The 14,039-nt window shown below is 72.5% G+C and carries 11 protein-coding genes; 3 read left to right on the top strand and 8 right to left on the bottom strand.

Annotated features, from left to right (window positions below):
- Positions 1–69 precede the first annotated feature (69 nt).
- From AC3X7Z_RS15740 to AC3X7Z_RS15730, 3 genes are all read left to right on the top strand, one after another.
- Positions 70–1,047 (top strand): sensor histidine kinase, encoded by a 978-nt coding sequence (locus AC3X7Z_RS15740; protein WP_489976532.1) that lies wholly within the window; start codon positions 70–72, stop codon positions 1,045–1,047.
- Positions 1,044–1,688, top strand: coding sequence for a response regulator (locus tag AC3X7Z_RS15735; RefSeq protein ID WP_489976531.1), 645 nt, complete (start codon positions 1,044–1,046; stop codon positions 1,686–1,688). Before AC3X7Z_RS15740 ends, AC3X7Z_RS15735 begins: the two co-directional genes overlap by 4 nt.
- Positions 1,689–1,762: 74 nt before the next feature.
- Positions 1,763–2,137 (top strand): antibiotic biosynthesis monooxygenase family protein, encoded by a 375-nt coding sequence (locus AC3X7Z_RS15730; RefSeq protein ID WP_186341507.1) that lies wholly within the window; start codon positions 1,763–1,765, stop codon positions 2,135–2,137.
- Here the strand turns inward: AC3X7Z_RS15730 and AC3X7Z_RS15725 are convergent.
- The 8 genes from AC3X7Z_RS15725 to AC3X7Z_RS15690 all read right to left on the bottom strand — a co-directional run bounded on the left by AC3X7Z_RS15725 (position 2,086) and on the right by AC3X7Z_RS15690 (position 13,902).
- Positions 2,086–4,083, bottom strand: a complete 1,998-nt coding sequence (locus tag AC3X7Z_RS15725) for a hydantoinase B/oxoprolinase family protein (protein WP_489976530.1) — start codon at positions 4,081–4,083, stop codon at positions 2,086–2,088. The two genes, AC3X7Z_RS15730 and AC3X7Z_RS15725, sit on opposite strands and share 52 nt — an antisense overlap.
- Positions 4,080–6,194, bottom strand: a complete 2,115-nt coding sequence (locus AC3X7Z_RS15720; protein WP_489976529.1) for a hydantoinase/oxoprolinase family protein — start codon at positions 6,192–6,194, stop codon at positions 4,080–4,082. The genes AC3X7Z_RS15725 and AC3X7Z_RS15720 overlap by 4 nt, the downstream gene beginning before the upstream one ends.
- Before the next feature lie 450 nt (positions 6,195–6,644).
- Complete coding sequence (locus tag AC3X7Z_RS15715) at positions 6,645–8,042, bottom strand: amidase (RefSeq protein ID WP_489976528.1); 1,398 nt, start codon at positions 8,040–8,042, stop codon at positions 6,645–6,647.
- A complete protein-coding gene (locus tag AC3X7Z_RS15710) occupies positions 8,039–8,668 on the bottom strand; it encodes an SRPBCC family protein (protein WP_186341503.1) in 630 nt (209 codons plus the stop codon). Before AC3X7Z_RS15710 ends, AC3X7Z_RS15715 begins: the two co-directional genes overlap by 4 nt.
- Positions 8,665–11,127: an aerobic carbon-monoxide dehydrogenase large subunit gene (cutA, locus tag AC3X7Z_RS15705; RefSeq protein WP_489976527.1), complete on the bottom strand. Its 2,463-nt coding sequence runs from the start codon at positions 11,125–11,127 to the stop codon at positions 8,665–8,667. The genes AC3X7Z_RS15710 and cutA overlap by 4 nt, the downstream gene beginning before the upstream one ends.
- Positions 11,124–11,615 (bottom strand): (2Fe-2S)-binding protein, encoded by a 492-nt coding sequence (locus AC3X7Z_RS15700; RefSeq protein WP_489976526.1) that lies wholly within the window; start codon positions 11,613–11,615, stop codon positions 11,124–11,126. The genes cutA and AC3X7Z_RS15700 overlap by 4 nt, the downstream gene beginning before the upstream one ends.
- On the bottom strand, positions 11,612–12,478 hold the full coding sequence (locus AC3X7Z_RS15695; RefSeq protein WP_489976525.1) for an FAD binding domain-containing protein: 867 nt from the start codon (positions 12,476–12,478) through the stop codon (positions 11,612–11,614). The genes AC3X7Z_RS15700 and AC3X7Z_RS15695 overlap by 4 nt, the downstream gene beginning before the upstream one ends.
- The gene (locus AC3X7Z_RS15690; RefSeq protein ID WP_206054533.1) at positions 12,475–13,902 is read right to left on the bottom strand and encodes a uracil-xanthine permease family protein; all 1,428 of its coding nucleotides are present in this window, start codon (positions 13,900–13,902) and stop codon (positions 12,475–12,477) included. Before AC3X7Z_RS15690 ends, AC3X7Z_RS15695 begins: the two co-directional genes overlap by 4 nt.
- Positions 13,903–14,039 lie beyond the last annotated feature (137 nt).

Raw genomic sequence — 14,039 nt, 5'->3', positions numbered from 1 at the left:
GTGTCGAGGTGGCGCACGGCCGGCGACCATGGGTGCCGGACCCCATCTGCGGGATGGGAGGGTTGCCGCATGCGCCTGCCCAGCCACCTCCCGTTGTTCTGGACGATCTGTCTGATCAACGGTGTGGTGCTGGTGGGCGCGGCCCTGCTGCTGGTCCTGTCCCCCGCCCGCGTCTCCGCCGACGCGGTGCCCTCGGAGATCCTCGTCATCGGCCTGGGGCTGGTCGTGATCATCCTGACCAACGCCCTGCTCATCCGCTGGGCGCTCGCACCGCTGCACCGGCTGATCTCCCGCCTGGAGGGCATCGAGCACCTCGAGCCGACGGAGCTCCCCGAGGAGGGGTCCGGCCCCGTGCTCGGCATCGCCCGCAGCGTCAACGGCCTGCTCGACCGCCTGGGCGAGGAGCGCCGCACCGGCGATGCCCGGGCGCTCGCCGCGCAGGAGGCGGAGCGGCACCGCATCGCCCAGGAGCTGCACGACGAGGTCGGCCAGAGCCTGACGGTCGTGCTGCTGGGACTCAAGCAGCTGGAGTCGCAGGCCCCGCCCGGGCTGGTGCCCGAGCTCGCGGCGGTCCGCGAGAGCGCCCGCGCCGGCCTCGACGACGTACGACGGGTGGCGCGACGGCTGCGTCCCGGGGTGCTGGAGGACCTCGGGCTCGCGAGCGCGCTGGCCGCCCTGGCCACCGAGTTCGCCGACCACAGCTCGGCGTCGGTGCGCCGCTCGTTCGCGCCCGGCCTCCCGCCGCTGAGCCCGGAGGCGGAGGTCGTCGTCTACCGGGTGGCCCAGGAGGCGCTCACCAACGCCGCCCGGCACGCCGACGCCGGCGAGGTCGAGCTGTCGCTGCACCGGCTCGGGTCCCACGTGGTCCTCGAGGTCCGCGACGACGGCCGCGGCTTCACCGGGCTCTCCGAGGGGTCCGGGCTGATGGGGATGCGCGAGCGCGCCGCGCTGGTGCGCGCCGAGCTGTCGGTGATCAGCCAGCCGCGCCACGGTACGACCGTGCGGCTCAAGGTCCCCGTCGACGCGATCGAGGAGGTGCCCGCGTGATCCGGATCCTGCTGGCCGACGACCACACCCTCGTGCGCCGCGGCGTACGCCTGATCCTCGAGCAGGAGCCCGACCTGACGGTCGTCGCGGAGGCCGCCGACGGGGCGGAGGCCGTCGAGCGGGTGCGCGACACCAAGGTCGACCTGGTCGTGCTCGACATCGCGATGCCCCGGATGACCGGGCTGCAGGCGGCCGCCGAGATCGCGCAGCGCCGTGACCCGCCGAAGATCCTGATGCTGTCGATGCACGACAACGAGCAGTACTTCTTCGGCGCCCTCAAGGCCGGCGCGAGCGGCTACGTCCTCAAGTCGGTCGCCGACGAGGACCTCGTCGGCGCCTGCCGCGCGGCGATGCGGGGCGAGACGTTCCTCTACCCGGGCGCCGAGAGCACGCTCGTGCGCGACTACCTCGACCGGCTGCGCCGCGGCGAGCGGGTGCCCGCCTCGGTGCTCACCGCCCGCGAGGACCAGGTGATCAAGCTGATCGCCGAGGGACGCTCCTCGCGCGAGATCGCCAAGGAGCTGCACATCGCACTGAAGACCGTGGAGGGCCACCGCGCCAACATCCTCGCCAAGCTCGGGATGCGCGACCGGGTCGAGCTGACCCGCTACGCGATCCGCGCGGGGCTCATCGAGCCCTGACCCGCCTCCTGCGAGGGTGGACCCACACCCGGACCCCACAGCCGGACCCACAGCTGACCCACGAGGAGGACCCGTTGATCATGCGCACCTGGCGCGGTGCCGTCCGACCCGAGGACGCCGACCGCTACCTCGACCACCAGTCCGGCACCGGGGTGCGGGAGTACCGCGCGACTCCGGGCAACCTGGGAGTGCTGGTGCTCAGGCGACCGGCCGGCGACCTGGTCGAGGTCACGACGGTCTCGCTGTGGGAGTCGATGGAGGCCATCCGGGCCTTCGCCGGCGACGACCCCGCGGTCGCCCGCTTCTACCCCGGCGACGACGAGCTGCTGGCCGAGAAGGACCTGCACGCCGACCACTTCGAGGTCGTCAGCACCGACCTCGACCCCGGCGTGCTGGCTCAGACCCGGTCGACCTCGGCGAAGGCGGCGCCCCCGGCCAGCGAGGCGTAGCCGGGGCCGCGGTCGAAGAACGCGTCGTCGTCGCGGCTCCATGCCGCCCGCGACGACCGCTCGGCGGCGGTGGCTGACTCGTCGAAGCCCAGCGTCCCGTCGCCGGTCGAGCCGGTCAGCACCACGCCGTAGTCGCGCAGCGCGGCCTCGGCCGACACCTTGCGCCAGACCACGTCGCGGACGACGGACTCCGGGTCGCGGGCGAGCGGGTCGCCCCAGCCGCCGCCGCCCGTCGTCCGGATCCGGACGAGCTGGCCGGCCTTGATCTCCTCGGCGTCGGCGAGGGCGTCGACCTCGCGCTCGTCGGGGCCGCCGGGGTCGATGACGACCTGGAACGGCGCGCCCGCCTTGCCGCCGCGTACGCCCCAGCAGGCCAGGATCGAGCGGTCGGCGATGGACATGAAGCGGGCGTCCTCGAGCATCCGCAGGTGCTTCTCGTAGCCCAGGCCGCCGCGGTGCTCGCCCGCGCCGCCCGAGTCCATCGCGAGGCCCAGGCGCTCGACGATGAACGGGAAGCGCGACTCGGTGAACTCGGTGGGCAGGTTGCGGGAGTCGGGGACGACGTGGATGGTGTCCTCGCCGTCGGCGTAGTAGCGCCCGCCCGAGCCGCCGCCGAGCACCTCGCGCATGAGGTAGTCGTTGCCGTCGCGGTCCTTGCCGTAGACGCCGGTGTAGCGGATCGTCTCCTGGTCGGCGGGCATCCTGCCGTCGACCGCCTTGGCCACGACGCCGGCGAGCACGCCGAGCAGCCGCAGGATCACGAAGGTGCGGGCGTTGGTCGGGGCGGGGTGGATCGGCGTGAGCAGCGTGCCCTTCTCGGGGAATCGCATCTCGATCAGCGGCACGATGCCCTCGTTGACGTCGAGCTCGGCCATCCGCTCGGGGGTGTCGGCGAGGTTGCGCAGGATCGGCGCGAGCCACTTCTTGAGGAAGTTGCCGCCGACGTAGTCGCCGCAGTGGTTGATCGGGCCCTTCGCCTGGGCGCTGGTGCCGGTGAAGTCGATGATCAGGCGGGGCCCGGCAGGACGGCCGTGGTCCGGGTCGGCGGGGGCGTCGCTGACCTTGGTGAGGGTGATCCGCTGGGTGTGCAGCTGCGGCTCGTCGATGCCGTCGTGCTCGGCGTAGTCCTCCCAGACGTAGGTGCCGTCGGGGATCTGGGACAGGATCTCGCGGCGGTAGGTCTCGGTCGTCGCGTCGAGGATGGCGTCGAACGACGCCTCGATCGCGTCGCGGCCGTAGCGCTCGAACAGCTCGCCGAGGCGCCGCGCGCCCATCAGGCAGGCCGAGCACTCGGCGTCGAGGTCGGCGGCGAGGCTGTCGGGCATGCGCGAGTTGCGGGTCATGATCCGCAGCGCCGCCTTGTTGGGCACCCCGGCGTCCCACAGCTTGATCGGTGGGACGGCCAGCCCTTCCTCGAAGACGCTGGTCGCGTTGCTCGGCATCGACCCGGGGACGGCGCCCCCGATGTCGTCGTGGTGGCCGAAGGCCTGCACGAAGGCGACGACCTCGCCGTCGTGGAAGACCGGCACGGTGACGCACAGGTCGGGCAGGTGGCCGATCCCGCCCTCGGACTCGTAGACGTCGTTGTGGAAGAAGACGTCGCCCTCGCGCATCTCCTCGATCGGGTGGTCGCGCACGACCGGGTGGACCAGCGCGCTGTAGGAGCGCCCGGTCAGCTTGCGCAGCTGGCGGTCGTGGATGCCGGCGCGGAAGTCGTGGGCGTCGCGGATCATCGGCGAGCGGCTGGTGCGCCCGATGGCGGTCTCCACCTCCATCTCGACGCTGGCGAGCGTGCCCTGCACGATCTCGACGAGGATCGGGTCGACGGTGGTGCCCTCGGCGGTCAGCCGGTGGCCGTGCTCGTACGCCGTGGGCAGGCCGGCCGGGTTGACGGGCGTCGCGGTGACGTAGGCCGGGTCGACGGGACGGGTGCTGAGGTCGGTCATCGGGCCGACTCCTTCCGGATCACGAGGTTGGCCCAGTCGTCGACCACGACCTCGAAGCCGGGGTGGACCGGGATGGTGGAGCCGAACTCCTCCACGATGGCCGGGCCGCCGAACGTGTCGCCGGCACCGAGGTCGGCGCGCCAGAGCACGGGCGTGTCGACGTAGCCCTGCTCGGCGTCGAAGCAGACGGCGCGGCGGCCGCGGACAGCCCGCTCCTCCACGGTGCCCGCGGCCTTGTCGAGGGTGGGGATCTCCGGGCGGGTGATCGGGCCGATGCCGCTCACGCGCAGGTTGACCCACTCGACCTGCTGGTCCGGGTCGCCGCGGAAGTCGTAGCCGTAGAGCTGGCGGTGCTCGGTGTGGAACGCGTCGGCCACCTGCTCGACGTACGCCGCGTCGACGCCCCGCCCGTCGCCGGCCTCCGGCGCGGCGACGCGGACCTCGAAGGCCTGCCCGACGTAGCGCACGTCGATGGTGTGCTGGAAGCGGTGCTCGTCCGGGGCGAAGCCCTCCTTGGCCAGCGCCGCGCGGGCCCGGTCGGTCAGGTCGTCGAGGATCGCCTGCACGGTCGCGTGGTCGAGCGCCGACTCCTTCGCGACGTGGGTCTGCACGTAGTCGTTCTTCACGTCGACGGTCAGCAGCCCGAACGCGCTCACGTTGCCCGGGTTGGGCGGCACGACGACGCCGGCGAGGTCGAGGATGTCGACGAGCCGGCAGGCCAGCAGGGAGCCGGAGCCGCCGAAGGTGGTGAGCATGAAGTCGCGCACGTCGAGGCCGCGCTTGACGCTGACCTGGCGCAGGGCGTTGGCCTGGTTCCACGCGGAGATCTCGAGGATGCCGGTCGCGCAGCGCTCGAAGTCGAGGCCGAGCCGCTCGGCGAGGTCGGCGATGCCCCCGCGGGCGGCCTCCACGTCGAGCGGGATCTCGCCGCCGAGCAGGTGCGGAGGGATGCGGCCGAGGGTGACGTGGGCGTCGGTGATGGTCGGCTGGGTGCCGCCGTTGCCGTAGCAGAGGGGGCCGGGATCGGCGCCGGCCGAGTGCGGGCCGACCTTGAGGGTCCCCTCCGGCGAGAGCCAGGCGATCGAGCCACCGCCGGCACCGACCGTGACGACGTCGATCATCGGGATCTTGCTCGGGTAGGCGCCGACCGTGCCCTCGGTCGTCAGCGTCGGCTCGCCGTCGAGGACGACCGACACGTCGGTCGACGTGCCGCCCCCGTCGCAGGTGAGGATCCGTGGGAAGCCCGCGACCTCGGCGATCAGCGCGGCGCCCAGCGCGCCCGCCGCGGGGCCGGACAGCACGGTGGTGATCGGCTGGTGCACGACCTCGTCGGCCGACAGCACGCCACCGTTGGACTTCATCACGTAGAACGGGATCGGCTGGGTGTCCCGGCCGGCGCCGGTGAAGTCGCGCAGCCGCTCGGAGATGTTGGAGACGTAGCGGCTGACGTTGGGCTTGACCGCCGCGTCGACGAGCGTGGTCATCGAGCGCTCGTACTCGCGGTACTCGCGCAGCACCTCGCTCGAGATCGACACGACGGCGTCGGGGTGCTCGCGGCGCAGGACGTCGCGCATCCGCAGCTCGTGGGTGTCGTCGGCGTAGGCGTGGAGGAAGCAGACGCCGATCGTGGTGATGCCCTGGGCCTTGAACCACCGGGCCGCGGCCACGGCCTGGTCCTCGTCGAACCGACGGACCTCGGCGCCGGTGAAGTCGAGGCGGCCACCGACCGTGCGGACCCGGTCGGCCGGGACGATCCGGTCGGGCTTGACCCAGAAGTAGGAGTTGCCGTAGCCGTCGGGCACCGACTGGCGCGCGATCTCGAGCATGAACTCGTAGCCCTCGGTGGTGATGAAGCCGAGCGCCTCGACCTTGCCCTCGAGGAGCTTGTTGGTGGCCACGGTGGTGCCGTGCGAGACGGCGGTGATGTCGCTGCCCTCCCCGCCGACGACGGCGAGGATCTTCTCGATGCCGGCGATGAAGCCGTCGGCGGGGTTGCCCGGGGTGCTCGGGGTCTTGGTGGTGACCAGCTCGCCCGAGTCCTCGTCGAGGGCCACCACGTCGGTGAAGGTGCCGCCGGTGTCGATGCCGATCCTGATCCGCCGCGAGCTCATGGGCTCGATTCAACCGAGGCAGCCGCCGCGGCGGCCACGGCAGACCTTGCCGACGGAACGCACGTCCAGCGTCAAGAGTTGCGCCGCCCGAGGACCTGCGACACAAAGGTGAAGGGCCCTCGGCGGTATGAGCGCCAAGGGCCCTTCGGGTGGCCGGTCGAGTGATGCTCGCGGCCGACGGCCCCGTCCGTCCGGTCCCAGCCACCGCATCACCCGGTGTCTGCGACTCGTCCCCAGCGGACTGGTTCGGAGTCGGGTGGACCATCTCTCTGGAGCCATCCCGCGGCCCCTTGCGGGGCTGCGTAAGGAGAGTTCTATGCCGTGGACCACGCTCGCCGCAAGAGCTGGAGGCCACGATCGTCGACATACTTCGGGTTCCGGCGAGTCGTCCCCAGGAGAACGTCGGTCATCCCCAGCGGTCGGTCAGTTGTCCACACCGTCATGCACAGCTCAGTCCCCGGCCACGAGCTCCTCCAGCGCGGCCGCCACCTGCAGCAGCTGACGGTCCGCGCCGTGCCGCGCGACGAGCTGGACGCCGACGGGCAGACCGTCGGCGGTGCGTCCGGCGGGCACGGAGATCGCGGGGCAGCCGGTGACGGTGATGAAGTAGGCCGAGCGCATCCAGGCGAGGTAGTCGGGCATCTGCTCGCCGTTGATCGTCTCGGGATACTCCTGCTCCACCGGGAACGGCGGCACCTGCGAGGTGGGAAGCAGCAGCACGTCGTGGTCGCCGAAGAAGAGCCGCATCGTCTCCGACAGCGAGGTGCGCTGGGTGTAGGCCCGCGCGACGTCGGCGCCGGTGAGCGGCTCGCCGGCGCGGATGTTGGCCTCCAGGGTGGGCTTGAACGACGTCGGGTGCTCGGCGAGCAGCTCGGCGAACCTCGCCCGGAAGTGCCAGGCCCGCAGCGTGCGGAAGGTGTCGTCGGCCAGCGACAGGTCGGGGTGTGCGTCAGCCACCGACGCACCGGCGTCGGACAGCCGGCCCGCGGTGGTGCGTACGACGTCGGCGACCTCGTGGTCGACCACCAGCGCGCCGCCGAGGTCGACCGAGCACGCCACCCGCAGGCCGGCGAGCGGCGCGGGCGTGAGCGGCGGGGCCAACGACGACCCGGGGTCGCCGAGCGCGAGCGGGGCGCGGGGGTCGGGCCCCGCGATGACCGACAGCATCAGGGCCAGGTCGCCGACGTTGCGGGCCAACGGGCCGCCGACCGACGTGCTCTCCCACTGGTTGTAGAGCGGCCACTCCGGCACGCGTCCCAGCGAGGGGCGCATGCCGACGACGCCGCAGAACGACGCCGGGTTGCGCAGCGAGCCGCCCATGTCGGAGCCGTCGGCGAGAGGCACCATGCCAGAGGCGAGCGCGGACGCGGCGCCCCCGCTCGACCCGCCGGCCGAGCGCGAGGGGTCGACGGGGTTGCGGGTGACGCCGAAGACCGTGTTGAAGGTGTGGGAGCCGGCCGCGAACTCCGGCACGTTGGTCTTGCCGATGAAGACCGCCCCCGCCGCGCGGATGCGCTCGACGAGCAGGTCGTCGTGGTCGGCGACGGCGTCGGCGAAGATCGGCGAGCCGTAGGTCGTGCGCCAGCCCCGGAGGGCGTGGGTGTCCTTCACCGCGAAGGGCAGCCCGTGCAGGGGGCCTACCTCCTCGCCGGAGGCCTGCGCCTGGTCGGCGACCGCGGCCCACGCCCGCGCGCGCTCGGCGTCGAGGGACACGATCGCGTTGAGCTCGGGGTTGCGCTCCTCGATCCGGTCGAGGTGCAGCTCGAGCAGCTCGGCCGCCGAGATCTCGCCCGAGCGGACCGCTGCGGCCTGCTCGCGCGCGGTGGACTCGACGGTGAGGCCGCTCACCGGCGACGCCCGACGATGCCGCCCACGATGACTCCCGCGAGCACCAGGCCGGCGCCGACGGCGACGCCGGTGAGGAAGTCCTGCCGCGACCCGGCGGCGGAGGGGGCCGGCGCGACGAAGACCTGGCCGACGGCGGCGGGCTCGGCAGCCACCGGTGCGACGCCGTCGGCCGTGGGACCAGGGTCCGGACCACCCGCGAGGGCCGCGTCGACGTTGCCGAAGAACTCCCCCGCCATCCGCTTGGAGACCGAGGTGAGCATCCGCTGACCGACGCCGCCGATCATCCCGCCGACGACGGCGTCGGCGTCGTACGAGACGCGCGTCGCGGAGCCCTCGGGCGCGAAGCGGACGTTGACCGTCGCGCCGATCGTGCCGGGGGCGCCGGCGCCGTCGAGCCTCATCACCAGCGACTCGTGCTCGACGAGGTCGCGCAGCTCGCACGAGCCGGCGTAGGTCCCCTTGATCGACGCGACGCCCGCGGTGACGGTCATCGCGTAGGCGTTCTCCCCGGTGGCCTCGAGCCGCTCGCAGCCTGGGATCGTCCGGACCAGGACCCCCGGGTCGAGCAGCGCGTCCCACGCCCGCGCGACGTCCGCGGCCAGGACGTTCTCTCCGGTGAACTTCATCTCGGGACTCCTCGGGTGGGCTGGGTAGTGAGGGACGGGGTGGCGGGGGTGGCGGGGGCGTGCGCGAGGCGCAGGTCGAAGAGCTCGGACGGCGAGATCGGCATCGACGTGATCCTCAGCCCCGGGCTGGAGGGCAGCTCGGCGTCCTCGATGGCGGCCGCGAAGACGGCGGCCGACGGGATCACGCCGGCCTCTCCGGCGCCCTTGATGCCGAGGGGGTTGAGCGGCGACGGGGTCTCGAGGTGGTCGATGTCGATCGAGGTCGGGACCTCGGTCGCGTAGGGCATCAGGAAGTCCATGAACGACGCGTTGAGCAGCTGGCCCGACTCGTCGTAGGCCATCCGCTCGTAGAGCGCGCCGCCCACGCCCTGCGCGACGCCGCCGTGGATCTGGCCCTCCACGATCATCGGGTTGATCAGGTTGCCGCAGTCGTGGACCACGGCGTACTTGAGGATCGTGATCTCGGCGGTCTCGGGGTCGGTCTCCACGATGACGGCGTGCATGCCGCTGGCGAACGTCGAGCGCGGCGGGGAGAAGAAGTCCTTGCCCTCCAGGCCCGGCTCGTCGCCCTCGGCCACCGGCGGCTTGCCCGGGTCGCCGACGGAGAACTGGGTGGCGGCCTTCGACGCCTCGTCGAAGGCGTAGCGCAGCGGGTTGGACAGCACCGCCACGGTGCCGAGGTCGATGCGCGTCTGCGGGGACGCGTCGGTGCCGCGCACCGACACCACGCCGTCGGTGATCTCGAGGTCGTCCTCGGCCGCCTCGAGCGCCTCGGCCGCGATGCGCAGCGCCTTCTCCCGCGCGCGGAGGGCGGCGAGGTGGATCGCCGAGCCGCTCATCACCGCCGCCCGGGAGGCGAAGGTGCCCACGGCGTAGGGCATCTTGCGGGTGTCGCCGGTCGTGACCTCGACGTCCTCGAAGCGTACGCCGAGCGTGTCGGCCACGATCTGGGCGAACGCCGTCTGGTGGCCCTGCCCCTGGGTGGTGAGGCCCGTGGCGACCTTGACCTTCCCGGACGTCTCCACGTGCACGTGGGCGCCCTCGTAGGGCCCGACCCCGGTGCCCTCGACGTAGCAGGCCAGGCCGATGCCGACCCGGCGCCCCTGGGCGGCCATCTCGGCGCGGAACTCCTCGAACTCGTCCCACCCGACGAGCTCCTTGAGCCTGGTCAACGACGCCGGGTAGTCGCCCGAGTCGTAGGTCAGCTCGCGGCCGTCCTGGAAGACCAGGCCGTGCTCGAACGGGAATTCGTCGGGCTGGATGAAGTTGGTCGCCCGCACCTCGGTGCGGTCCTTGCCGAGGTAGGCCGCGATCGCGTCCATGGTGCGCTCCATGACGAAGCAGCCCTGCGGACGTCCCGCGCCGCGGTAGGGCGTGACGATGACGGTGTTGGTGTAGAGCGACTCGAAGACGACGCGGTAGTTGTCCGGCTTGTAGGGCCCGAGCAGCTGCGTGGAGGTGATGATCGGGACGATCAGCCCGTAGGGCGTGTAGGCACCGTGGTCGTGCCAGAACTCGACGTCGAGCCCCAGCAGCCGCCCCTCGTCGTCGAAGCCGACCTCGACGTGGTGGTGCTGGGCGCGCTCGTGGGCCGACGAGATGAAGTGCTCGCGCCGGTCCTCGGTGAACTTGACCGGGCGTCCCAGCGTCATCGCCGCGAGCGGCACCAGCAGCTCCTCGGGCCAGGGGTGGTTGATCTTCACGCCGAAGCCGCCGCCCACGTCGGGCGTGATCACGTCGACCTTGGCCAGGTCGAGGCCGAGCTTGGCGGCCACGCAGCCGCGCACGCCGGTCGAGGTCTGCGTCGAGGACCACACCGTCAGCCGGGACGTGTCGGGGTCCCACCGCGCCACGGTGCCGCGGCCCTCCATGGGCGTGCAAGCCGAGCGCTCGACGTCGAGCTCGAGGGTCAGGGTGTGGGGCGCGCGGGCGATGGCCGCGCGGGCGTCGCCGTTCTCCTGCTCCATGCGCGCACCGACGTTGTCGGGCACGTCGTCGTGCACGGCGGTGCGTGCCGCCCGCGCGGCCTCGATGCCGACCACGGGCGGGAGCACGTCGTAGTCGACGCGGATCCGCCCCACGGCGTCCTCGGCGACGTAGCGGTCGACCGCGACGACGAACGCGACGGCCTCGCCGACGTAGTTGACCTCGTCCTTGGCCAGGGCGTACTGGGTGCGGCCGTGGGTGAGGCTCGGGTGGGGGATGAGCAACGGCAGCGGCTCGGCCATCGGGCCCTCGAGGTCGTCGTGGGTCCACACGGCCACCACGCCCTCGACGTCGAGCACGTCGGCGACGTCGATGTCGACGATGCGGGCGTGGGCGTGCGGCGAGCGCAGCACCGCCGCGTGCAGCAGCCGCGGGTCGTCGGTGAGCAGGTCGTCGACGTAACGGCCCTGGCCGCGCAAGAAGCGCTGGTCCTCCACCCGCGGCACCTTGGCGCCGAACATCTTGGTGGTCATGCCTCACCCCGCGTGATCTCGGCCGCCCGGAGCACCGAGCGCACGATGTTCTGGTAGCCCGTGCAGCGGCACAGGTTGCCGGCGATCATCTCCCGCGCCTCGTCCTCGGAGGGGTCGGGCGTCTCGCGCAGCCCGGCGGTGATGGTGGTGAGGAAGCCCGGGGTGCAGAAGCCGCACTGCAGGCCGTGGCAGTCGGAGAACGCCTGCTGCACCGGCGAGAGCGACCCGTCGTCCTCCGTGAGCCCCTCGACGGTGGTGATCTCGGCGTCGACCGCCGACACGGCCAGCATCAGGCACGAACGCATCGGGGCGCCGTCGACCAGCACCGTGCACGCCCCGCACACGCCGTGCTCGCACCCGACGTGGGTGCCGGTGAGGCCGCAGTCGTGGCGCAGCGCGTCGGAGAGCAGCCGGCGCGCCGGCACGCGTACCTGGTGGACGGAGCCGTTGACGTGCAGGCGCACCTCGTGGAGCTGTTCGGTGGTCACGGGTGGGACGCCTCTCCTGCCCGCGAGCGGGCGTGGTCGGTGGCAGCCGCCAGGACGCGCGGTGCCAGCACCGTCACGAGGTGGGCGCGGTAGGCGGCCGTGGCGTGGATGTCGCCGGCCGGGTCGAGCTCGGCCAGCGCGGCGCCGGCGGGGTCGCCGGCCGGGTCGCGCACGGCGTCGGTGACGTCGACGACGACGGGCACGTCGCTCACCGACACGAAGCCGACCCGGGCCCGGGTGACGGCATCGCCGTCGGTCTCGACGTGGGCGGCCACCCCGACGAGGGCGTAGTCGCCGTGGCGGCGGGCGATCTCCTGGAAGGCGACGCCGGCGCCGGGCGCGAGCCCCGGGAAGAACGCCTCGACGGCCACCTCGTCCTGGGCGAGGGTGCTCTCGAGCGGCCCGGCGAACAGCTCGGCCGCCGGCACCGTACGGCGACCGCGCACCGACGCGACGTCCACCGATCCCTCCAGCAGTCGCAGCACCATCGGCATCTCGGCCGCCGCGTCGGCGTGCACGATCGAGCCGACGGTGGTGCCGCGGTTGCGGATGGTCGGGTGGGCGACGTGGCTCAGTGCCATCGCGAGCAGCGGCTGCGCCTCGCCGGCCTCGGCGGACCCGAGCACGTGGGCGTGGCGGGCCAGGGCCCCGACCCGGACCCCGTCCTCGTCCACGCGCACGTGGTCGAGGCCGGGGATGGCGTTGATGTCGACGAGCATCGACGGCGCGGCCAGCCGCATCGACAGCAGCGGGACGAGCGACTGGCCGCCGGCCAGCACCTTCGCCCCCTGCTCCCCCGCGAGCGCCGCGAGGGCTTCCTCGAGGGTGGAGGGTCGCAGGTAGGCGAAGGGTGCCGGCTTCATCGCTGGTGCGTGCCTCCGGAGGCTGCGTCGTCGACGCCCTCGTCGTAGTCGGGGTGGCTGAGGTTGCGGGTCGCGCCGCCCGGTCCCCCGGTGCCACCGCGGCCACGGACCATGTGGAAGAACACGATGACCAGGATCGTGCCGAGGGCGATGCCGCCGAGCTCGAAGTCGTCGCCGAAGGTGAGGGTGACGCCGCCGATGCCGGCGATGATGCCCGCGGAGAGGCCGACCAGGTTGACGGGGTTGCCGAAGTCGATGTTGTTCTCCACCCAGATCTTGGCCCCCACCAGCCCGATCATCCCGTAGAGGACGACGGTGATGCCGCCGAGCACTCCGCCGGGCGTCGCGTTGACGATCGCGCCGAACTTGGGGCACAGCCCGAGCAGGATCGCCACGAGGGCGGCGACGTAGTAGGCCGCCGAGGAGTAGACGCGGGTGGCGCCCATGACACCGATGTTCTCGGCGTACGTCGTGGTCGGGGAGCCGCCGAACGCGCTGGCGAACGCGGTGGCCAGGCCGTCGGCGCCGATCGCGCGACCCATGTAGGGGTCGAGGTCCTCGCCGGTCATCTCGGCGACCGCCTTGACGTGGCCGGTGTTCTCCGCGACGAGCGCGATCACGCCGGGCAGCACGAGCAGGATGGCGGTGAGCGAGAACGACGGCCCGTGGACGACCGAGACGCCGTCGGCGAGGGTGCCGCTCGGCAGGCCGATCCAGTCGGCCGCCTGCACGCCGGCCCACGACACCCGGTCGTGCTCGGTGGCCTCGGTCGCACCGCCGAGCACGGACGTGATGGGGCCGAAGACGCCGTCGAAGATCCAGGACAGCACGTAGCCGAAGATGAGTGCGAGGAAGACCGCGATCCGCGACCAGAAGCCCGGCAGGGCGACCGCCGCGAAGACCATGAAGGCCGCCGTCAGCAGCGCGACCCACTGGTCCTGCGGCCAGTAGGTGCCGGCCACGACGGGCGCGAGGTTGAAGCCGATGAGCATGACCACCGCGCCGGTCACGGCGGGCGGGAGGATGCGGTGGATGAGCCCGGCGCCGGCGAAGTGCACGAGCACGCCGATCGCGGCCAGCACGAGGCCGCCGACCAGGATCGCGCCGGTGACGTAGGACGAGTCGTTGCCCTCGTCGAGCGCGCGGATCGCGGCGACCGACGCCACGAACGAGGCGCTGGTGCCGAGGTAGCTGGGCACCCGGTTCTGCACGATCAGAAGGAACAGGATGGTGCAGAGGCCCGAGAACATGATGGCGAGGTTGGCGTCGAGCCCCATCACCAGCGGGAAGACGAAGGTGGCGCCGAACATGGCGACCACGTGCTGGGCGCCGAGCCCGATCGTCTTGCCCCACGGCAGGCGTTGGAGCGGGAGCACCGGCTGGCCGGGGGCGGGATCGACCACGTCCCACTTGAACATCGACATGCGCTGGCCTCCAGATTCGCAGGGGTGTGGTGCCCGAGGAGCCACAAACTAGTGCGGCTCATCTCACACCCTCACTGGCGACATCTGCCGAAGGAACGCCGCGCCGGCTGACAAGTTCTCGGCTGCAATGCCCGCAC

The organism is Nocardioides sp. Z24_21 (assembly GCF_058134345.1).
Note: the sequence above shows the minus strand (reverse complement) of the source record. Positions and strands in the feature narration are given on the sequence as shown.

Excerpts from the sequence above, each read along its gene's own strand:
- AC3X7Z_RS15740 (WP_489976532.1), top strand. The coding sequence starts at position 70 with ATGCGCCTGCCCAGCCACCTCCCGTTGTTCTGGACGATCTGTCTGATC.
- AC3X7Z_RS15725 (WP_489976530.1), bottom strand. The coding sequence starts at position 4,083 with ATGACCGACCTCAGCACCCGTCCCGTCGACCCGGCCTACGTCACCGCG.
- AC3X7Z_RS15720 (WP_489976529.1), bottom strand. The coding sequence starts at position 6,194 with ATGAGCTCGCGGCGGATCAGGATCGGCATCGACACCGGCGGCACCTTC.
- AC3X7Z_RS15710 (WP_186341503.1), bottom strand. The coding sequence starts at position 8,668 with ATGAAGTTCACCGGAGAGAACGTCCTGGCCGCGGACGTCGCGCGGGCG.
- cutA (WP_489976527.1), bottom strand. The coding sequence starts at position 11,127 with ATGACCACCAAGATGTTCGGCGCCAAGGTGCCGCGGGTGGAGGACCAG.
- AC3X7Z_RS15695 (WP_489976525.1), bottom strand. The coding sequence starts at position 12,478 with ATGAAGCCGGCACCCTTCGCCTACCTGCGACCCTCCACCCTCGAGGAA.
- AC3X7Z_RS15690 (WP_206054533.1), bottom strand. The coding sequence starts at position 13,902 with ATGTCGATGTTCAAGTGGGACGTGGTCGATCCCGCCCCCGGCCAGCCG.